Raw genomic sequence first — 19505 nt, forward strand, 5'->3', positions numbered from 1 at the left:
CTGCGCGGCCGTTCGCGGGGCAAGCCCGCTCCCACAAGGATCGGTGTTGGATGAACTTTGTGGGAGCGGGCTTGCCCCGCGAAGGGGCCCTGGCAGGCCCCCGGAAGGATACCTCAGTTCCAGCCAGCCCGATCCATCAGGCGAATGGCCTCGGCCTGGCGCTTGCCGGCCACTTCAACTGCAATGCTGTCAGCCTTGAAGCTGCCCCAGGCCGCGACTTCGTCCGAAGGCTTGACCTTCGGGTTGGCCGGGAACTCCTGGTTGATGTCGGCGAACAGCTTCTGCGCCTCATCGCCGGTCATCCATTCCACCAGCTTCTTGGCGGCCTCCGGATGCGGTGCATGCTTGGTCAGACCGATGCCCGACAGGTTGACGTGCACCCCTCGGTCGCTCTGGTTGGGCCAGAAGATCTTCACCGGCAGGTTCGGGTTCTGCTTGTGCAGACGGCCGTAGTAATAGGTGTTGACCACACCCACATCACACTGGCCAGCCGCGACGGCCTGGATTACCGCATTGTCATCGGAGAACACGTCGGTGGACAGGTTGTTCACCCAGCCTTTGACGATCTGCTCGGTCTTCGCTTCGCCGTGGGTCTCGATCAGCGTGGCCGTCAGCGACTGGTTGTAGACCTTTTTGGCCGTGCGCAGGCACAAGCGGCCTTCCCAGTTCTTGTCGGCGAGGGCTTCGTAAGTGCTGAGCTCCGCCGGCTTGACCCGCTCGGTGGAGTAGATGATGGTCCGTGCGCGCAGGCTCAGGCCGGTCCAGTCATGGGACGAAGCGCGGTATTGCGGCGGGATGTTCTGGTCGATGATGTCCGACTTGATCGGCTGCAGGATCCCCATCTGCTCGGCCTGCCAGAGGTTGCCAGCATCGACGGTCAGCAGCAGGTCGGCCACACCGTTCTCGCCCTCGGCCTTGATGCGCTGCATCAGCGGGGCTTCCTTGTCGGTGATGAACTTGATCTTGACCCCGGTCTTGGCGGTGTAAGCATCGAACACTGGCTTGATCAGCTCGTCGATGCGCGAGGAGTACACTACCACTTCGTCCGCCGCCTGGGCCGTGCCGCCGAACAGGGTCAAGGCCAGAGCGGCCAGTAGGGGCTTGCGTGGCAACATGGAAAGCACTCCTCGGATCGTATGAAAGGCGTAAATGGTAGTGAATCCCATTTTACGGCTCATCCACCCAGCAGTTACCGGATGTTGCAAAGAACCCTCAAGGCTTGGCCAAGTCCGGCAGATCACCCGTCAGCCCCAACGCCTGGCGCACGAACAGCGCCTTGGCTTCTGGCAGCTTTTCGACCATTTTCAGCCCACTGTTGCGCAACCAGCGCAGCGGCAGCGGGTTTGCCTGGAACAGCCGCTCGAAGCCCTCCATCGCCGCCATCAGCGCGAGGTTGTGGGGCATGCGTCGGCGCTCGTAGCGGCTGAGTACCTTTTCATCCGCCAACCGCTCCCCGCGCTCACAGGCATTCACCAGCACTTCAGCCAGCACCGCCGCATCGAGAAAGCCCAGGTTCACGCCCTGCCCGGCCAACGGGTGGATGGTGTGTGCGGCATCGCCGATCAGCGCCAGCCCCTCGTCCACATAGCGCTTGGCGTGGCGCTGGCGCAGCGGCACGCAAACCCGCGGATCTGCCTCCAGCACCTCGCCCAAACGCCCCTCGAAGGCGCGCTCCAGGGCCTTGAGGAAGGCATGATCCTCCAGCCCCATGAGCTGCTCGGCATGCTCCGGCGTGGTCGACCAGACGATCGAGCACCAGTCCTGTTGGCCGTCACGGGTCAGCGGCAGGAAGGCCAGCGGCCCTTCGTCAGTGAACCGCTGCCAGGCGGTGGCCTGATGCGCCGCGCTGCAGCGCACACTGGTGACAATGGCGTGGTGCAGGTAGTCCCACTCACGGGTCTGGCAACCGGTAAGGCGCCGCACCGCCGAATTGGCGCCGTCGGCCGCCACCACCAACGGTGCCCGCAGGCGCCGGCCGTCGGCCAGGGTCAGCAGCCACTCGTCGCCCGAGCGGCGCATCTGTTCCAGGCGGGCATTGGGCAGCAGGCCGATGTCACTGTCGTGCAGGCGCTCTATCAGGGCATCCTGCACCACACGATTTTCGACGATATGGCCGAGCACCTGCGCGTGCACGCTGGCTGCGGAAAAGTGAATCTGCCCAGTACCGCTGCCGTCCCAGACATGCATGTCCGAGTACGGCGATACGCGCCGCTTGGCAATGCCTTCCCAGGCGCCCAGGCGTTCGAGAATGCGTTGGCTGGCGGCCGACAGGGCACTGACCCGCGGCTCGAAGGGTGCCTGGTCATCGAAGGGTTTCACCGACAGCGGACCACCGTCGAGCAGGAGAACTTCCAGGCCGCTGTGGCGCAATGCCAGGGCCAGGGCGCTGCCGACCATACCGGCACCGACAATCAACAGATCTGCGCGCATTTCCATGCCTTACGCCTGCCTCGCTTGCGGCTTGAGCCGCACGTATAGGGTTTTATCGACCCGCGCCACCAACTCGCCGGCACCGTCGCGGATATCGACCTGCAAACGGGGCAGGTATTTCTTGCCGCTGGCGGTCTGGAGGCGAATTTCGTCCAGCAGCGCGTCATCAAGGTGGAATTCGGCATATACCGGGCCTTTGCCCGGCGAGATGAAGTCGATGCTGGCAGCCTTGTCCCAGACGATGTACTCACGGCCAAGCTGCTCGATCAACAACAGCATGTAGAACGGATCGACCATGGAATACAGGCTGCCACCGAACTGGGTGCCGACGTAGTTGCGGTTCCAGCGGGTCAGTTTCATGCGCACCTTGACGCTGCGCATGTCCGGGCTGATGTGCTGGATGCGGATACCGGCGCCAAGGTACGGCGGGTAGAGGTTCAGCAGCCAGCGCAGCATGCGTGCCCGTCGCGCCAGCCGGCGCGGGTTGCTCATGCCTGGCCCCGCGAATCGGGGCGGGTGCCCAGGCCCATGGCCTGGCGGGCGAACCAGCTTTTGGCCGGTGGCAGCAGGTCGAGCCCGAGCAGGCCAAGGTTGCGACCTGTCGTGATCAAAGGCTGGTTGCTGCCGAACAGGCGGGTGACCTGGTCGGAGAAGCCGATGGTCAGGGCCTGGTCGAGGCGCTGGCGCTGCTGATACGCCTGCAAAGTCGCCAGATCACCTGGATGTTGCGGGCCAGCCAATAACGCGTCGGCCAGCGACTGAACATCCCGCAGGGACAGGTTGAAACCCTGCCCGGCAATGGGATGCAGGCTATGCGCGGCATTGCCCAGCACCACCAGGTGCGGGCGCACTTGCTCTTCGGCCTCGACCAGCGCCAGCGGATACAGGTGCCGTGCGCCGACCTGGCGCAAGGCGCCGAGGCGGTAGCCGAAGGCGTCCTGCAACTCGCGCAGGAAGCTGCGTTCGTCGATTTCGGCCAGACGCTTGGCGTCCATGCCTTGACGGGTCCAGACCAGCGCGCAGCGGTTATCAGGCAGCGGCAGCAACGCCATTGGGCCTTGCTCGGTAAAGCGTTCGAAGGCCTGCCCGCAATGGGCTTCGCCCGGCGTAATGTTGGCGATCAGCGCGCTCTGCTCATAGGGCGTGCGGCGCACATGGATGCCCAGTTGTTCACGCAACCCGGAGCGGCCGCCGTCGGCCAGTATCGCCAGGTCGCATTCCAGGCTGGTGTCGTCGTCCAGCTGCAGACGGTAGCCACCGGCAATCGCCTGCATCGCTTTGACTTCGGCGGGGCAACGCCAGCTCACCACTTCACTGTCCAGGCCCTGCCACAGGCACTGGCCGAGCCAGGCATTCTCGACCACGTAGCCCAACGCCGGCACGCCTTCTTCACCTGCATCCAGGCGGGTGGAGCCGAAGCGCCCACGGTCGGACACCTGAATCTGCCGGATCGGCTCGGCGCGCGGGCTGATGGTTGGCCACAGGCCCAGGTGCTGATAAATCTGCCGGGTACCGAACGACAACGCTGAGGAGCGCGCATCGTAGCTGGGCTGGAAACTGTCGCCTGGGGCGAATGGCTCGATCAGCAGGATCTTCCAGCCACGCGCCTTGGCACCCGCCTGCAGGGCCAGGGCCAGGCTGGCGCCGACCAGGCCGCCGCCGATGATCGCCAGATTCACGCGGTTCATGCCGCGTCCTTACGTGCCGCCTGCATCAGCGCCTCGATCTCGGCGACCGTGCGGGGCACACCCGAGGTCAGAATTTCACAACCCTGCTTGGTCACCACCACGTCGTCCTCGATTCTTACGCCGATGCCGCGCCATTTCTTCGCGACATTCTGGTTATCGGCGGCAATGTAGATACCCGGCTCGACGGTCAGCGCCATGCCAGGTTCCAGTACACGCCACTCGCCGCCCACCTTGTATTCGCCCACATCGTGCACATCCATGCCCAACCAGTGGCCGGCGCGGTGCATGTAGAAAGCGCGGTGGGCTTCGTTGTCGATCAACGCCTGCACCTCGCCTTTGAGCAGCCCGAGCTCGACCAGGCCCTCGGTGATCACCCGCACGGTGGCTTCATGGGCGTGGTTCCAGTGCTTGCCGGGGGCGATTTCGGCGAACGCAGCGGCCTGGGCCTTGAGCACCAGCTCGTAGATGGCCTTCTGCTCAGGCGAAAAACGCCCGCTGACCGGGAAGGTACGGGTGATATCGCTGGCATAGCAGTCGATTTCGCAGCCGGCGTCGATCAGCACCAGGTCACCGTCCTTGAGCGGCGCATCGTTCTCCTGATAGTGCAGGATGCAGCCATTTCGCCCCGCAGCGACGATCGAGCCGTAGGCGGGCATTTTCGCCCCGCCTTTACGGAATTCGTAGTCCAGCTCGGCTTCCAGGCTGTATTCGTGCAGCCCCGCCCGGCAGGCCTGCATGGCCCGCACATGGGCGCGTGCAGAAATATCTGCGGCAACGCGCATCACTTTCACTTCTGCCGCCGATTTATACAGGCGCATGTCGTGCAGCAGATGATCCAGCGCAACGAACTCGTTCGGCGGCTGGGCGCCGAGGCGCGCCTTGGAGCGGATCACGTTGATCCAGTCCATCAGCCGGCGGTCGAATTCGGGGTTGCTGCCCATGGCGCTGTAGACCCGCTCACGGCCTTCGATCAGGCCGGGCAGGATCTCGTCGATGTCGGTGATCGGGAAGGCATCGTCCGCGCCGAAGTCACGGATCGCGCCTTCCTGGCCGGCACGCAGGCCATCCCACTGCTCGCGCTCAGGGTTGCGCTCGCGGCAGAACAGCACGTACTCGCCATGCTCGCGCCCGGGGATCAGCGCGATCACCGCCTCGGGCTCGGGGAAGCCGCTGAGGTACTGGAAATCGCTGTCCTGGCGGTAAACGTGCTCGACATCGCGGTTGCGGATGGCGACCGCGGCAGCCGGCAGGATGGCAATGCTGTTGGGGACCATCTGCGCCATCAGCGCCTTGCGCCGACGGGCATACTCGGCCTTGGGTATGTGGCTCATGGGCAGAACTACCCCCGGTTGATCAGTGCAGCGATGGCTTGGACGCGGGTGCTGCCGGCTTGGCCAGCTCGGAGAACAGCAACAGCGGCGCCACACGCAGGTATTCCATGACTTCCATGTAGTCGCTTTCACCGTCTTCGGATTCTTCGAGGGCTTCCTGCACCTGGGAAATGGCAACCAGATCGTTCAGGACATCCTTGGCCTCGGCGGAAAGGTCCTTGCCACCTGCGTTCAGGCCAAAGCCTGTGATAAAGCCTTGGCACCACTGGCCCAGTGCCGCAGCACGATCGGCCAGCGCGGCGTCATCGGTTGGCAGCAGCAGGACGATGGCCATGTCTTCGCTGTTCAGCTCGCCCTTGACCATCTCTTGCAGGCCGATCAGGGCATTGCGGACAGTGTCACCGGGTTCGGTTTCCAGCAGTTGGGCGGCGTCGGCCAGCCAGGCTTCGGCATCGAAGCCGGCGCCGGCGCAGCTGCGCCCGACCAGCAAGCCATGCAGCTCGGCAGGAGTGACAGGATGGCCATTGCTCGAGAGCAGCATGGCGAAGGCGATGTAAGGCGATTGGGTATTAGGCATGGTCGGCTAGGCGCCAGACGGCGCATTTGACTAGAATGGAGACCTTGTATCCTAGCACCGGCAGGCGCGCCAAGACCATCGGCACTGGCCGCCACCGCTCAGGGAGAGGCATCATCGTCGGGTGATTCAATGACGGAGCGAATCGAGTGCAACCCACGCAAGAGAACGACCTGCAAGCATTGATGAGCCGGTTCGAGTTGCTGATCGAACGTGTCGAGCAACTAAAGCGGCAAAATGCACTCCTAGTAGCTCAGGAAAAATCCTGGCGCGAAGAGCGCGCCCACCTCATCGAAAAGAACGAGATCGCCAGGCGCAAGGTCGAGTCGATGATCTTACGCCTCAAGGCCCTGGAGCAAGACTCATGAGTTCAAGCAATAGCGTCACCGTGCAGATCCTGGACAAGGAATACTCGATCATCTGCCCGCCGGAAGAACGCAACAACCTGGTCAGCGCCGCACGCTACCTGGACGGCAAGATGCGCGAGATCCGCAGCAGCGGCAAGGTGATCGGCGCCGACCGCATTGCGGTGATGGCAGCTTTGAACATCACCCACGAGATGCTGCACCGCCAGGAAGATCGCACCGACGCCCCCGCCGGTGGCGCCACCCGCGAACAGGTGCGTGACCTGCTCGAGCGTGTCGATGTGGCTTTGTCCGACGACGCGGGTACCAAAAACGGCTGAGATTGGTATACTGGCGCCACTCCCTGGGGGATGCGCCAGTCGGTTATGTCCCTGAGCCGATACGCACAACCACGGGGGTTGCACGCTGGGGCCGGTGTGCATGTCCGCCCGACGGAAAGCCTTAACGCCCCCTGCAATCTCCACCTTGAACTTTCGGGTTCAAGGGCTACACCGATAGCGGTCTTATCGGGGAGCCTCATTTTCTTTGCCTGCCACCATCGCGGGCAGATACCACACCTTTAGCGACAACTGGGAACGCCTGTGCCATGACCGACACCGCGCCGCTCACCCGCCCCCAGCTTCGTCGCCTGCTACGCAATGCCCGCCGCGCACTCACGCCCGCCCAGCAACGTCAGGCCACTTTGGGCCTGTATCGACAACTGGCGCAGAACCCGCTGTTCCGCCGCGCCCGGCATATTGCCCTGTACCTGCCCAACGACGGTGAAATCGACCCGCGCCTGCTGCTGCGCGAGGCCCAGCGCCGGGGCAAGCAGGTTTACTTGCCAGTGCTGCATGCCTGGCCGCGCACGCGCATGGTGTTCCAGCGTTTTGAACGGGGTGAAAAGCTCAAGCGTAACCGCTTTCGGATTCCAGAACCCTTGGCCGACCGCAGGCGCCAGCGTCCGATCTGGTCGCTGGACCTGATTCTGCTGCCGCTGGTGGGGTTTGATGAAGTGGGCGGGCGACTCGGCATGGGCGGTGGCTTCTATGACCGCAGCCTGGCCTACCAGGCACGCCGCAAAACCTGGAAAAAACCACTGCTGCTGGGGCTGGCCCATGAGTGCCAGAAGGTCGAACGACTGGCGCAGGCCAGTTGGGATGTACCACTGCAGGGCACGGTCTCGGACCGTGGCTGGTACTTGGCGCCAAATTGAACGGCGCCAACCGGGGATCAGCGATGCGGCTGAGCGGCGTCGACGGGCGTCTGGTACGCGGTATCGAGCTTACGCTCCCAGATACCCTGAGCATAACCAGTGGTGACCACACCCAGTCCGAAGATGAAGACCAGAACCCAGAGCAGGTCCGGTTTACGTTGATTCATCGAAGAATGCCCCCCAGGCATACAGTTCATGCTCCACGACCTTCTTGGTGTCGCCAGAGCGTATAGCGTTAAAATCGGCGCATTTTCCGACAACCTGAGCTTGCACGCAAACGTTGACGCCAACCGACTGTCGGTTTGGTGCATCAGGTTATTTCAAACCTTTTCAGGAGCAGCATTCATGGCCTATTGGCTGATGAAATCCGAGCCCGACGAGCTGTCGATCGAAGACTTGAATCGATTGGGCGAGGCACGCTGGGATGGCGTTCGTAACTATCAGGCGCGCAATTTTCTGCGCGCCATGAGCGTGGGCGATGAGTTTTTCTTTTACCACTCCAGCTGCCCGCAACCCGGCATTGCCGGCATCGCCCGCCTCACTGCGGCGGCGTACCCGGACCCGACAGCCCTGGACCCGGAGAGCCATTACCATGACGCCAAGGCCACTGCGGACAAGAACCCGTGGAGCGCGGTGGATGTGGCGCACGTGAAGACGTTCAGGCAGGTGCTGGGTTTGGGATTGCTCAAGCAGCAAAGCGCGTTGGTGGAATTGCCGCTGGTGCAGAAAGGGACACGGCTGTCGGTGATGCCGGTGACCGAAGAGCAGTGGCAGGCGATTATTGCACTTGCTCGTTGAGGCTACAGGCATCCACTGTGGGAGCGGGCTTGCCCGCGAAGCAGGCGCTACGGTGGATGGCACGGGCTACGCCCGTGTTCGCGGGCAAGCCCGCTCCCACAGAGTTATAGGCAACTTCAAAAATCGGAGCATAACAGTTGCCGCGGTTAATGCACCGCTGATTACTGCACAATCAAGTTATTGAACAGCAGATCCTCAACAATCGGCTTGCCTTCTTCCGCTTCCATCACCTGCTGCACCTGCTTCAGCGCTTGCTGACGCAATGCCTCTTTGGCCTCGACGTTGCTCAGGTTATCCACACCCTGCTGGGTGAACAGCGCCACCAGCTGGTTGCGAATCAATGGTTCGTGGTGCTTCACCGCCTTGGCGGCTTCATCGCCAGTCACGCGCAGGGCAACGTCGGCTTTATAGACGCGCAGCTTGGGGCCACCGTCGAGAGCGTAGTTGCCAACGAAGGGTGGGCTCAGGCTGATGTAGGAGACCTTGGGGGCTCCTTCCTTGGCTTCTTCGGCCATGGCCGCCGCTGGCAGCATCAGGGCCAGCACCATCAAGATCCACGCTTTCACGAATTCGCTCCTCAAAACAATTGGCGCCAGCTTACCCAGCAGTTCGCTCAAACCCAAGCCCCGGCTTATGCCAGCCCATCAGGAGCGGCCATGCTCGTTGACCCGGCAGGCGGCCCTCCTACACTTATCGGCCACGACCCGCAAAGGAATAGCCCCGATGAAAGCTGTGTTGTGCAAAACCCTGGGCCCGGCACGCGACCTGGTGCTGGAAGAGGTGGCCAGCCCGGCGCCGAAGAAGAACGAGATTCTGCTCGACGTGCAGGCGGCCGGGGTTAACTTCCCTGACACCTTGATCATCGAAGGCAAATACCAGTTCCAGCCGCCGCTGCCGTTTTCGCCGGGTGGCGAGGCGGCGGGCGTGGTCGCCGCGGTCGGTGAGCGCGCTGGCGCGTTCAAGGTCGGTGATCGGGTTATGGCCCTGACCGGTTGGGGCGCGTTCGCCGAGCAGGTGGCCGTGCCGTTCTACAACGTGCTGCCCATCCCCGACAGCATGGACTTCACCACCGCCGCCGCGTTTGGCATGACCTACGGCACCTCGATGCACGCGCTCAAACAGCGCGGCCAGTTGCAACCCGGGGAAACCCTGCTGGTGCTCGGTGCATCCGGGGGTGTCGGCCTGGCCGCGGTGGAGATCGGCAAGGCATTGGGCGCCAAAGTGATCGCTGCGGCAAGCAGCGCCGAGAAACTTGCCGTGGCCAAGGCTGCGGGGGCTGACGAGCTGATCGACTACAGCCAGGCCAGCCTCAAGGACGAGATCAAGCGCCTGACCGGCGGCCAGGGGGTGGATGTGATCTACGACCCGGTCGGCGGCGAACTGTTCGACCAGGCTGTACGTGGGCTTGCCTGGAATGGCCGGTTGCTGGTGGTCGGCTTCGCCAGTGGCAGCATTCCACAGATGGCTGCGAACCTGGTGCTGCTCAAAGGGGCGGCGGTACTGGGGGTGTTCTGGGGGGCATTTGCCCAGCGCCAGCCGGAGGACAACGCGGCCAATTTCCGACAGCTGTTTGCCTGGCATGCCGAAGGTAAGCTCAAACCGCTGGTGTCGCAAACTTATCCACTGGCCGAGGCTGGGGCTGCGATTGAGCAGCTCGGGCAGCGAAAGGCTGTGGGTAAGTTGGTAGTGCTGACAAAGTAAGGCATTCCAAATGTATTGACTGAACCGACCCTTTCGCGGGTCAAGCCCGCTCCCACAGGCACCCCACCAGGCCTGAGGGCAGTGGGGTACCTGTGGGAGCGGGCTTGCCCCGCGAAGAGGCCGGTACAAGCGACTCAAACCTCGCGCAGGTTATGGCACCGCCTGAAGCGCGCCTCTAAGTTGCGATCCGGCATCTGATGATTGCGCAGCGCATTCAACGTCTGTTCGACATACTCGCGGGTGGTGCCATACCGTCCTTTGGCACTGGCAAGAATCTGACTGAGCAAGGTGTCCGGCAAGTTACCGGCGTAACACGGCAAGTGCCGCTCCAGCACAAAACCCAGGGCCTGAACCTTGCTGCCATCGCCCAACCGGCAACTGAGCCAATGCGGACGATACGCCGGATACGGCATTTCCCGCTGCCACAAAGCCATCAGTGAATCGTCCAGGCCGCTTTCATCCAGGCGATAGGCAAAACCGCTGCACGATCCTCCACGGTCGAGGCCAAACACCAAGCCCGGAGTTTCCGGCGTGCCACGGTGCTCGTGGGACCACAGGTAGAGCCCACGGTGATAGCCGTGCACGCGGGCGCGCTGGCGTTCAACCGAATTGCACTCGGGGCGCCAGATCAACGAACCATAGGCGAACAGCCAAACCGGTCCACCTGCATGACGAGACATGGTCGTTCGCATGGAGTGGAACAATTGCTCGCGGGTCAGTTGCTGGCCAAAGTCGAGCGCCGGAGGATAAGAACTTTTCCAGGAGCTACTTTCAAGTGCCGACATGAGCTGCCGCCAAAATTTCTGTTAACTTCCGAGGTGAGGAAAGCATTGTCCAAAGTGTAGTGAAAGTTGTCAGCGAAGGCGGTATTTAATTACCGCCTTATAACCACTAAGTGGAACTCAGGTTATTAACCACGCGGTGCATAGGCAAACACATCGGCACGCATGCGATGCGCATCCATGCCGGCCTCGACCAAGGCGTCGAGTGTGGCATAGACCATGTTGGGCGAACCGCTGGCATAGACATGCACGGTGTTGAGGTCCTTCACGTCTTCGCACACGGCCTCGTGCAGCATGCCGCAACGGCCCTCCCAGCCACACAGGTCGCTGACCACCTTGTGCAGGAACAGGTTGGGCAGTCGCTCCCATTCGTCCCAGTGTTCGATGGCATAGAAGTCTTCAGGACGGCGCACGCCCCAGTACAAGTGCACCGGGTGTTTAAAGCCCTGCGCGCGGCAATGCTCGACCAGGCTGTGCATCTGCCCCATGCCGGTACCCGCAGCGATCAGCACCAGCGGCCCGTCTGGCAACTCGGCCAGGTGGGTGTCGCCGAACGGCATCTCGATCCGCGCCAGACCGCTGCGCCGCAGTTGATCGAGCAACTGCAGGGCACTGGCCTCACGCGCCAGCACGTGCAGCTCCAGGTCCCGCCCACCATGGGGCGCGGACGCCAGCGAGAAGGCTGCCGGCTTGCCGCCCTCGCGCTCGATCATCAAGTACTGCCCGGCGTGATAGCGCGGCGGCTTGCCGGCTGGCGCGCGCAGGCGCACTCGCCAGACATCGCCGCCGACGTCGACGCACTCACTGACGGTGCATGCCAGCTTGCGCACTGGCAGCTCGCCCAGGGCCAGCACACCATCCCAGAGCAAAACGCAGTCCTCCAGGGGTTCGGCGATGCAAGTGAACAGCTCGCCATGGTCGCGCACCTCACCGTTCTGGCGAACGCGACCTTCGACCAACAATGCGGCGCAGACATGGCAGTTGCCATTGCGGCAGCTGTTCGGGCAGTCATAGCCCAGCCGCCGCGCTCCATCCAGGATCCGTTCCCCGGGTTCGAGCGCCAGCACCGCCCCGGACGGCTGCAACGTTACCTGCATCAATCTATTCCCAACTGATCCCACAGCTCATCGATGCGGCGGGTGACGGCCTCGTCCTTGACGATGACCCGGCCCCATTCGCGTGTCGTCTCGCCCGGCCACTTGTGCGTGGCATCCAGGCCCATCTTCGACCCCAGCCCCGATACCGGCGACGCGAAGTCCAGGTAGTCGATCGGCGTGTTGTCGATCATCACCGTATCACGCTTGGGGTCCATGCGCGTGGTGATGGCCCAGATCACGTCATTCCAGTCGCGGGCGTTGATGTCGTCGTCGGTGACGATAACGAATTTGGTGTACATGAACTGCCGCAGGAACGACCACACACCCAGCATCACGCGCTTGGCATGGCCTGGGTACTGCTTCTTCATGGTCACTACGGCCATGCGGTACGAGCAGCCTTCCGGCGGCAGGTAGAAGTCGACGATCTCCGGGAACTGCTTCTGCAGGATCGGCACGAACACTTCGTTCAGCGCCACGCCGAGGATCGCTGGCTCATCTGGCGGCCGGCCGGTGTAGGTGCTGTGGTAGATCGGCTTTTGCCGGTGAGTGATGCGCTCGACAGTGAACACAGGGAAGCTGTCCACTTCATTGTAGTAACCGGTATGGTCGCCATACGGACCTTCCGGCGCCATTTCCCCTGGGTGGATCACACCTTCGAGGATGATCTCGGCAGTCGCTGGCACCTGCAGGTTGCTGCCACGGCACTTGACCAGCTCGGTGCGGTTGCCGCGCAAGAGGCCGGCGAAGGCGTATTCGGACAGGGTATCAGGCACCGGCGTCACGGCACCGAGGATGGTTGCAGGGTCGGCGCCCAGCGCCACGGCGACCGGGAACGGTTGGCCGGGGTCCTTTTCGCACCATTCGCGATAGTCCAGTGCACCGCCACGGTGGCTCAGCCAGCGCATGATCACCTTGTTGCGACCAATGACCTGCTGGCGATAAATGCCCAGATTCTGGCGGTCCTTGTTCGGCCCGCGCGTCACGGTCAGGCCCCAGGTGATCAGCGGCGCCACGTCGCCCGGCCAGCAGTGCTGGATCGGTAGCTGGCCGAGGTCGACGTCGTCGCCTTCGACGACCACTTCCTGGCACACCGCGTCCTTGACCACCTTCGGCGCCATCGATACGACCTTCTTGAAAATCGGCAGCTTCGACCAGGCATCCTTCAGGCCTTTCGGCGGCTCTGGCTCCTTGAGGAAGGCCAGCAGCTTGCCGATCTCGCGCAGCTCATCGACCGATTCGGCGCCCATGCCCATCGCAACGCGCTCTGGCGTGCCAAACAGGTTGCCAAGTACCGGAATGTCGAAGCCCGTGGGCTTTTCGAACAGCAAGGCCGGGCCCTTGGCACGCAGGGTGCGGTCACAGACCTCGGTCATTTCCAGAACGGGAGAGATCGGAACCTGGATGCGCTTGAGTTCGCCGCGCTGCTCCAGGCCGCGGATGAAGTCGCGCAAATCGCGATACTGCATGCATGAGCCTCGTGTTGGCCGTATCGGTCGGGGGTGCAGAGTGTAGCGCTGATCGGGATTTGTTTGGGGCAAAAATGACTTGGGGCCGCTGGGCGCCCCTTCGCGGGGCAAGCCCGCTCCCACAAGGATTGCATGAAACCTGTGGGAGCGGGCTTGCCCCGCGAAGGGGCGCGAAGCGGCCCCAACAATGCCAGAGTGAAACGCTTACTTGCGCTTCATCGACAGGAAGAACTCGTCGTTGGTCTTGGTCTGCTTGAGCTTGTCGACCAGGAACTCGATGGCGGCGATTTCGTCCATCGGGTGCAGCAGCTTGCGCAGGATCCACATGCGCTGGAGTTCGTCGTCGGCGGTCAGCAGCTCTTCGCGGCGAGTGCCGGAGCGGTTGATGTTGATGGCCGGGAACACGCGCTTTTCAGCGATGCGACGGTCCAGGGGCAGCTCCATGTTGCCGGTACCCTTGAACTCTTCGTAGATCACTTCGTCCATCTTCGAGCCGGTTTCGACCAGCGCGGTGGCGATGATGGTCAGCGAACCGCCTTCCTCGATGTTACGCGCGGCGCCGAAGAAGCGCTTCGGCTTCTCCAGGGCGTGGGCGTCGACACCACCGGTCAACACCTTGCCGGAGCTCGGGATCACGGTGTTGTAGGCACGCGCCAGACGGGTGATGGAGTCGAGCAGAATGACCACGTCCTTCTTGTGCTCGACCAGGCGCTTGGCCTTCTCGATGACCATCTCGGCAACCTGCACGTGGCGGGTTGGCGGCTCGTCGAAGGTCGAGGCGACCACTTCGCCGCGCACGGTGCGCTGCATTTCGGTCACTTCTTCCGGGCGCTCGTCGATCAGCAGAACGATCAGGTGGCACTCGGGGTTGTTCCGGGTAATGTTCGCCGCGATGTTCTGCAGCATGATCGTTTTACCCGCTTTCGGCGGGGCGACGATCAGGCCGCGCTGGCCTTTGCCGATCGGGGCGCACAGGTCGATGACGCGGCCGGTCAGGTCTTCGGTGGAACCGTTACCGGCTTCCATCTTCAGGCGCTTGTTCGGGAACAGCGGCGTCAGGTTTTCGAACAGGATCTTGTTCTTCGCGTTTTCCGGGCGATCGAAGTTGATCGTGTCGACCTTCAGCAGGGCGAAGTAACGCTCCCCTTCCTTCGGCGGGCGGATCTTGCCGACGATGGTGTCGCCGGTGCGCAGGTTGAAGCGGCGGATCTGGCTGGGCGAGACGTAGATGTCGTCGGGGCCGGCCAGGTAGGACGCATCAGCCGAACGCAGGAAACCGAAACCATCCTGGAGAATCTCCAGCACGCCGTCACCCGAGATCTCTTCGCCGCTTTTCGCGTGCTTCTTCAGCAGGGCGAAAATCACGTCCTGTTTGCGCGAACGGGCCATGTTTTCGATGCCCATCTGTTCGGCCATTTCCAGCAGATCGGTAATCGGCTTTTGCTTGAGTTCAGTCAGGTTCATAAGGGGAGTGAGGTAATCATGTAAGAAGGGAGGATTAAGCTCTGGCTTAATGAAGCCGCGCCGCTAGAAGGCGATAGGATCGCGCACTGATTCTAATTAGGAGTGCGTCGGCGACGGCGTGCAGGGGGCACTGGAGAAGCAGTGCGAGGCCGAATGTAACACTTGCTTTTTTCGACGTCTAGTGGGTTGCAAAAGAAAAAGCCCCGGGATTTCCGGGGCTTTTCCACATCACAGGTGGGCGTCGAGGAACGCGGCCAGCTGCGATTTGGACAGTGCGCCGACCTTGGTGGCCTCGACGTTGCCGTTCTTGAACAGCATCAGCGTCGGGATGCCACGCACGCCGTGCTTGGCTGGGGTTTCCTGGTTGTCGTCGATGTTCAGCTTGGCGACGGTCAGTTTGCCCTCGTAAGTGGAAGCGATGTCGTCCAGGACTGGCGCGATCATCTTGCATGGGCCGCACCATTCAGCCCAGTAATCAACCAGCACCGGGCCTTGGGCTTGCAGGACTTCGGCCTCGAAGGTGGCGTCGGTGACGTGTTTGATCAGATCGCTGCTCATGGATATCTCCAGGGGTCGTAAGCAAAAAAACGTGGCCCATGATAGCCGCAGAGGCTGCCTACAGGAAGTCACGCACGATTGAGTGTAACTATAGTTGTGCAAGACGCCACGAATCGAAACTGTCACACAAGTGTCATAGCATCGAATGGCACATTGCCTTGCATCAACCCTTGGCATGCCGCGCGTTGGCGACAGCCGAGGAACGTGGCACGATTGCCAGGTTAACGACCGAGAACCCTCAGATCATGCCGCATACCTCCGCGAAGAACCTGTCCCTGATCGCCGCCATCGACCTCGGCTCCAACAGTTTCCACATGGTCGTGGCCAAGGCTCACCATACCGAGATACGCATTCTGGAGCGCCTCGGCGAGAAGGTTCAGCTGGCCGCAGGCATCGACGAAGCGCGCATGCTCAGCGAAGAAGCCATGGTGCGAGGCCTTGAATGCCTCAAGCGCTTCGCCCAGTTGATCAACGGCATGCCGGCCGGTGCCGTGCGTATCGTTGGCACCAATGCCCTGCGCGAAGCGCGCAACCGTAACGAATTCATCCTGCGCGCCGAAGCCATCCTCGGCCATCCGGTCGAAGTGATTTCCGGCCGTGAAGAAGCGCGCCTGATCTACCTGGGTGTCTCGCACACCCTGGCCGACACTCCCGGCAAACGCCTGGTCGCCGACATCGGCGGCGGCAGCACCGAGTTCATCATCGGCCAGCGCTTCGAGCCGCTGCTGCGCGAGAGCCTGCAAATGGGCTGCGTCAGCTTCACTCAACGTTATTTCCGCGACGGCAAGATCACCCCGGCGCGCTACGCCCAGGCTTACACCGCCGCGCGCCTGGAGCTGATGAGCATTGAAAACGCCTTGCACCGCCTGACCTGGGACGAAGCCATCGGCTCGTCGGGGACCATCCGCGCCATCGGCGCCGCGATCAAGTCCAGCGGTTTGGGCAACGGCGAGGTCAATGCCGAAGGCCTGGCCTGGGTCAAACGCAAGATGTTCAAGCTCGGCGAGGTCGACAAGATCGACTTCGAAGGCGTCAAACCAGACCGTCGTACCATTTTCCCAGCCGGCATGGCGATTCTCGAAGCCATCTTCGACGCGTTGGAACTGCAGCGCATGGACCACTGCGATGGCGCCCTGCGTGAAGGCGTGTTGTTCGACCTGCTAGGCCGCCATCACCATGAAGACGTGCGCGAGCGTACCCTGAATTCGTTGATGGAGCGTTACCACGTCGACCAGGGCCAGGCTGCGCGTGTCGAGCGCAAGGCGCTGCATGCCTTCGACCAAGTAGCCAAGGCGTGGGATCTGGAAAATGGAAACTGGCGCGATCTACTGGGCTGGGCCGCAAAAATCCATGAAGTCGGCCTGGACATTGCCCACTATCACTACCATAAACATGGCGCCTACCTGATCGAGCACTCCGACCTGTCGGGCTTTTCGCGTGAAGACCAGCAGATGATGGCCCTGCTGGTACGCGGCCACCGCCGCAACATCCCCAAAGAGAAATTCGCCGAACTGGGCGATGAAGGCGTGAAACTGCTGCGCCTGTGCGTATTGCTGCGCTTCGCCATCCTCTTCCACCACATCCGCGGCACTCAGCAGATGCCGCAGGTGCAACTCGAAGCCGGCGACAACAGCCTCGACGTCGTCTTCCCTCAGGGCTGGCTGGAGCAGAACCAGCTGACCCAGGCCGACTTCGCCAATGAGGCGGAGTGGCTGGCCCGGGTCAACTTCATCCTCAGCGTACGTTGAGGACCGGGTTGCTCAGGCGCTCCAGCAGGGTCGCCTGGGCACTGCGCGGGTTCTGGTTGCCGGTCGGGCTGCTGCGCACGTAGCGCCCGTCAGGCTGCAGCGTCCAGGCATGGGTGTTGTCGGTCAGGTAGCCTTCCAGCTCCTTCTTGACCCGCAGCAACAGCTTCTTGCCCTCCACCGGGAAGCAGGTCTCGACACGCTTGTCGAGGTTGCGCTCCATCCAGTCGGCGCTGGACAGGTAGATCTGCTCTTCGCCGCCATTGAGGAAGTAGAACACCCGGGTGTGCTCGAGGAAGCGGCCGATGATCGAGCGCACCTGAATGTTGTGCGACACCCCTGGAATCCCTGGGCGCAGGCAGCACATGCCACGCACTACCAGGTCGATCTTCACGCCCGACTGGCTGGCCTTGTACAGCGCCTTGATGACCTTGGCGTCGGTCAGCGAGTTGAACTTGGCGATGATGTGCGCAGGCTTGCCTTCGAGGGCGAACTGGGTTTCACGCGCGATCATGTCGAGCATGCCCTTTTTCAGGGTGAACGGCGCGTGCAGCAGTTTTTTCATGCGCAAGGTCTTGCCCATGCCGATCAACTGGCTGAACAGCTTGCCGACGTCTTCGGTCAGTGCGTCGTCGGAGGTCAGCAGGCTGTAGTCGGTGTACAGACGGGCGTTGCCGGCGTGGTAGTTACCGGTACCCAAGTGCGCGTAGCGGACGATTTCGCCCTGCTCGCGGCGCAGGATAAGCATCATCTTGGCGTGGGTCTTGAAACCGACCACGCCGTAGATCACAACCGCACCGGCGGCCTGCAGGCGGCTGGCCATCTGCAGGTTGGACTCTTCGTCGAAACGCGCACGCAATTCGATCACCGCAGTGACCTCTTTGCCGTTTCGCGCCGCGTCGACCAGGGCGTCGACGATTTCCGAGTTGGCCCCGGAGCGGTACAGGGTCTGGCGCACGGCAAGCACGTGCGGGTCCTTGGCTGCCTGGCGCAGCAGGTCGACCACTGGGGTAAAGGACTCGAATGGGTGCATGAGCAGGATGTCCTGCTTGCTGATCACGCTGAAGATGTTCTCGGCATTGGTCAGCAGCTTGGGAATCGCTGGGGTGAACGGCGTGTACTGCAGCTCTGGATGGCTGTCGAGGCCGGTAATGCTGAACAGGCGGGTCAGGTTGACCGGGCCGTTGACCTGGTACAGCTCGTTCTCGCTCAGGCTGAACTGCTTGAGCAGGTAGTCGGACAGGTGTTTCGGGCAGGTGTCGGCCACTTCGAGGCGCACGGCATCGCCGTAGCGGCGCGAGAACAGCTCGCCGCGCAGAGCACGGGCCAGGTCGTCGACCTCTTCGGAATCCAGCGCCAGGTCGGCGTTACGGGTCAGGCGGAACTGGTAGCAGCCCTTGACCTTCATGCCCTGGAACAGGTCGTCGGCATGGGCGTGGATCATCGACGACAGGAACACGTAATTGTCGCCCGCACCACCGACCTCTTCCGGCACGCGGATGACCCGCGGCAACAGGCGCGGCGCCGGGATGATCGCCAGGCCCGAGTCGCGGCCGAAGGCGTCGACGCCTTCGAGTTCGACGATGAAGTTGAGGCTCTTGTTCACCAGCAGCGGGAACGGGTGCGTCGGGTCGAGGCCGATCGGGGTGATGATTGGCGCGATCTCGTCGCGGAAGAAGCGGCGAACCCAGGTCTTGAGCTTGGGTGTCCAGTAACGGCGGCGGATGAAACGGATCGCGTGCTTCTCAAGCTCGGGCAGCAGCACGTCGTTGAGAATCGCGTACTGGCGGTCCACTTCGATGTGCACCAGCTCGCTGATGCGCGCCAGCGCCTGGTGCGGCTGCAGGCCGTCGGCGCCAGCCTGCTCACGGGCGAAGTTGATCTGCTTCTTCAGGCCCGCCACGCGGATTTCGAAGAATTCGTCCAGGTTGCTGGAGAAGATCAGCAGGAATTTCAGGCGTTCGAGCAGCGGGTACGACTCGTCCAGTGCCTGCTCCAGCACGCGAATGTTGAACTGCAGCTGCGACAGCTCGCGATGAATGTACAGGCTGCTGTCGTCCAGGCTCGTGGCGGCGATGGCCGGCGCGGCGGTTGCAACGGGGGCCGGCGCGGCAGCTTCGGCTACGGGCTCCGAAACCGCTGGCTCCGGCAGTTCAGGCAGATCCGGCGGGGTCTGCACCAGCTCTTCGGGGACAGCCTCGGCATCCTTGATCACGACAGGTGTAAGCACTTCATTATTCATCTGGACGTTCCTGGAGGACGTTAACGCCCTATCATCTATTGAGCGGGACGATAAGCAGCCATTATGACG

General features: G+C 62.5%; 20 protein-coding genes and 1 other RNA gene. 7 read left to right on the plus strand and 14 right to left on the minus strand.

From position 1 onward, the window contains the following. Nucleotides 1-113: 113 nt before the first annotated feature. The 6 genes from ACIPZF_RS23770 to ACIPZF_RS23795 all read right to left on the minus strand — a co-directional run bounded on the left by ACIPZF_RS23770 (nt 114) and on the right by ACIPZF_RS23795 (nt 6026). Nucleotides 114-1115 carry an extracellular solute-binding protein gene (locus tag ACIPZF_RS23770; RefSeq protein ID WP_400803934.1) on the minus strand — a complete coding sequence of 334 codons (1002 nt, stop codon included), beginning with the start codon at nt 1113-1115 and terminating at the stop codon, nt 114-116. A gap of 97 nt (nt 1116-1212) precedes the next feature. Further along, nucleotides 1213-2430, minus strand: coding sequence for a 2-octaprenyl-3-methyl-6-methoxy-1,4-benzoquinol hydroxylase (locus ACIPZF_RS23775; RefSeq protein WP_400804010.1), 1218 nt, complete (start codon nt 2428-2430; stop codon nt 1213-1215). Nucleotides 2431-2439: 9 nt separating this feature from the next. Beyond that, nucleotides 2440-2922 carry a DUF4442 domain-containing protein gene (locus tag ACIPZF_RS23780; RefSeq protein ID WP_400803936.1) on the minus strand — a complete coding sequence of 161 codons (483 nt, stop codon included), beginning with the start codon at nt 2920-2922 and terminating at the stop codon, nt 2440-2442. Beyond that, nucleotides 2919-4118, minus strand: coding sequence for a 2-octaprenyl-6-methoxyphenyl hydroxylase (gene ubiH / locus ACIPZF_RS23785; RefSeq protein ID WP_400803939.1), 1200 nt, complete (start codon nt 4116-4118; stop codon nt 2919-2921). The genes ACIPZF_RS23780 and ubiH overlap by 4 nt, the downstream gene beginning before the upstream one ends. Continuing rightward, nucleotides 4115-5449, minus strand: coding sequence for a Xaa-Pro aminopeptidase (gene pepP / locus ACIPZF_RS23790; RefSeq protein ID WP_400803942.1), 1335 nt, complete (start codon nt 5447-5449; stop codon nt 4115-4117). The genes ubiH and pepP overlap by 4 nt, the downstream gene beginning before the upstream one ends. 22 nt (nt 5450-5471) lie before the next feature. Then, nucleotides 5472-6026 carry a YecA family protein gene (locus ACIPZF_RS23795; protein ID WP_400803945.1) on the minus strand — a complete coding sequence of 185 codons (555 nt, stop codon included), beginning with the start codon at nt 6024-6026 and terminating at the stop codon, nt 5472-5474. Between the two features lie 182 nt (nt 6027-6208). Between ACIPZF_RS23795 and ACIPZF_RS23800 the strand changes: the two genes are divergently transcribed. The 4 genes from ACIPZF_RS23800 to ACIPZF_RS23815 all read left to right on the plus strand — a co-directional run bounded on the left by ACIPZF_RS23800 (nt 6209) and on the right by ACIPZF_RS23815 (nt 7583). After that, on the plus strand, nt 6209-6391 hold the full coding sequence (locus ACIPZF_RS23800; RefSeq protein ID WP_033693939.1) for a TIGR02449 family protein: 183 nt from the start codon (nt 6209-6211) through the stop codon (nt 6389-6391). Then, on the plus strand, nt 6388-6708 hold the full coding sequence (locus ACIPZF_RS23805; RefSeq protein ID WP_400803947.1) for a cell division protein ZapA: 321 nt from the start codon (nt 6388-6390) through the stop codon (nt 6706-6708). Before ACIPZF_RS23800 ends, ACIPZF_RS23805 begins: the two co-directional genes overlap by 4 nt. 17 nt (nt 6709-6725) lie before the next feature. Continuing rightward, nucleotides 6726-6905: non-coding RNA, 6S RNA (gene ssrS, locus ACIPZF_RS23810), on the plus strand. A 69-nt stretch (nt 6906-6974) separates the two neighbouring features. Next, nucleotides 6975-7583, plus strand: coding sequence for a 5-formyltetrahydrofolate cyclo-ligase (locus ACIPZF_RS23815; RefSeq protein ID WP_400803950.1), 609 nt, complete (start codon nt 6975-6977; stop codon nt 7581-7583). Between the two features lie 17 nt (nt 7584-7600). Here the strand turns inward: ACIPZF_RS23815 and ACIPZF_RS23820 are convergent, their stop codons facing one another. Continuing rightward, the gene (locus ACIPZF_RS23820) at nt 7601-7750 is read right to left on the minus strand and encodes a hypothetical protein (RefSeq protein WP_400803953.1); all 150 of its coding nucleotides are present in this window, start codon (nt 7748-7750) and stop codon (nt 7601-7603) included. A 178-nt stretch (nt 7751-7928) separates the two neighbouring features. Between ACIPZF_RS23820 and ACIPZF_RS23825 the strand changes: the two genes are divergently transcribed. Further along, entirely contained in the window at nt 7929-8381 is a 453-nt protein-coding gene (locus tag ACIPZF_RS23825) for an EVE domain-containing protein (RefSeq protein WP_400804013.1), read from the plus strand. A 161-nt stretch (nt 8382-8542) separates the two neighbouring features. On the opposite strand, the gene ACIPZF_RS23830 is transcribed toward ACIPZF_RS23825, so the two are convergent. Next, nucleotides 8543-8947: a flagellar basal body-associated protein FliL gene (locus ACIPZF_RS23830; RefSeq protein ID WP_400803955.1), complete on the minus strand. Its 405-nt coding sequence runs from the start codon at nt 8945-8947 to the stop codon at nt 8543-8545. 157 nt (nt 8948-9104) lie between these two features. Between ACIPZF_RS23830 and ACIPZF_RS23835 the strand changes: the two genes are divergently transcribed. Beyond that, a complete protein-coding gene (locus ACIPZF_RS23835) occupies nt 9105-10082 on the plus strand; it encodes an NADPH:quinone oxidoreductase family protein (protein WP_400803957.1) in 978 nt (325 codons plus the stop codon). A 134-nt stretch (nt 10083-10216) separates the two neighbouring features. Here ACIPZF_RS23835 and ACIPZF_RS23840 read toward each other — a convergent pair whose 3' ends face one another. From ACIPZF_RS23840 to trxA, 5 genes are all read right to left on the minus strand, one after another. Beyond that, on the minus strand, nt 10217-10867 hold the full coding sequence (locus ACIPZF_RS23840) for a gamma-glutamylcyclotransferase (protein ID WP_400803960.1): 651 nt from the start codon (nt 10865-10867) through the stop codon (nt 10217-10219). A gap of 125 nt (nt 10868-10992) precedes the next feature. Continuing rightward, on the minus strand, nt 10993-11961 hold the full coding sequence (locus tag ACIPZF_RS23845; RefSeq protein ID WP_400803963.1) for a CDP-6-deoxy-delta-3,4-glucoseen reductase: 969 nt from the start codon (nt 11959-11961) through the stop codon (nt 10993-10995). Further along, nucleotides 11961-13427, minus strand: coding sequence for a 4-hydroxy-3-polyprenylbenzoate decarboxylase (ubiD, locus tag ACIPZF_RS23850; protein WP_400803966.1), 1467 nt, complete (start codon nt 13425-13427; stop codon nt 11961-11963). The genes ACIPZF_RS23845 and ubiD overlap by 1 nt, the downstream gene beginning before the upstream one ends. Before the next feature lie 204 nt (nt 13428-13631). Continuing rightward, nucleotides 13632-14891: a transcription termination factor Rho gene (gene rho / locus ACIPZF_RS23855; RefSeq protein WP_003253661.1), complete on the minus strand. Its 1260-nt coding sequence runs from the start codon at nt 14889-14891 to the stop codon at nt 13632-13634. 228 nt (nt 14892-15119) lie between these two features. Beyond that, nucleotides 15120-15449 (minus strand): thioredoxin TrxA, encoded by a 330-nt coding sequence (trxA, locus tag ACIPZF_RS23860; RefSeq protein ID WP_009684153.1) that lies wholly within the window; start codon nt 15447-15449, stop codon nt 15120-15122. A 245-nt stretch (nt 15450-15694) separates the two neighbouring features. On the opposite strand from trxA, the gene ppx reads away from it, so the two are divergent. Continuing rightward, nucleotides 15695-17197 carry an exopolyphosphatase gene (ppx, locus tag ACIPZF_RS23865; RefSeq protein ID WP_400803969.1) on the plus strand — a complete coding sequence of 501 codons (1503 nt, stop codon included), beginning with the start codon at nt 15695-15697 and terminating at the stop codon, nt 17195-17197. Here ppx and ppk1 read toward each other — a convergent pair. After that, complete coding sequence (gene ppk1, locus ACIPZF_RS23870) at nt 17184-19436, minus strand: polyphosphate kinase 1 (RefSeq protein WP_400803971.1); 2253 nt, start codon at nt 19434-19436, stop codon at nt 17184-17186. The genes ppx and ppk1 overlap by 14 nt on opposite strands. Nucleotides 19437-19505: the final 69 nt, after the last annotated feature.

This window comes from Pseudomonas sp. NPDC089752 (assembly GCF_044748725.1).
GTDB lineage: Bacteria > Pseudomonadota > Gammaproteobacteria > Pseudomonadales > Pseudomonadaceae > Aquipseudomonas.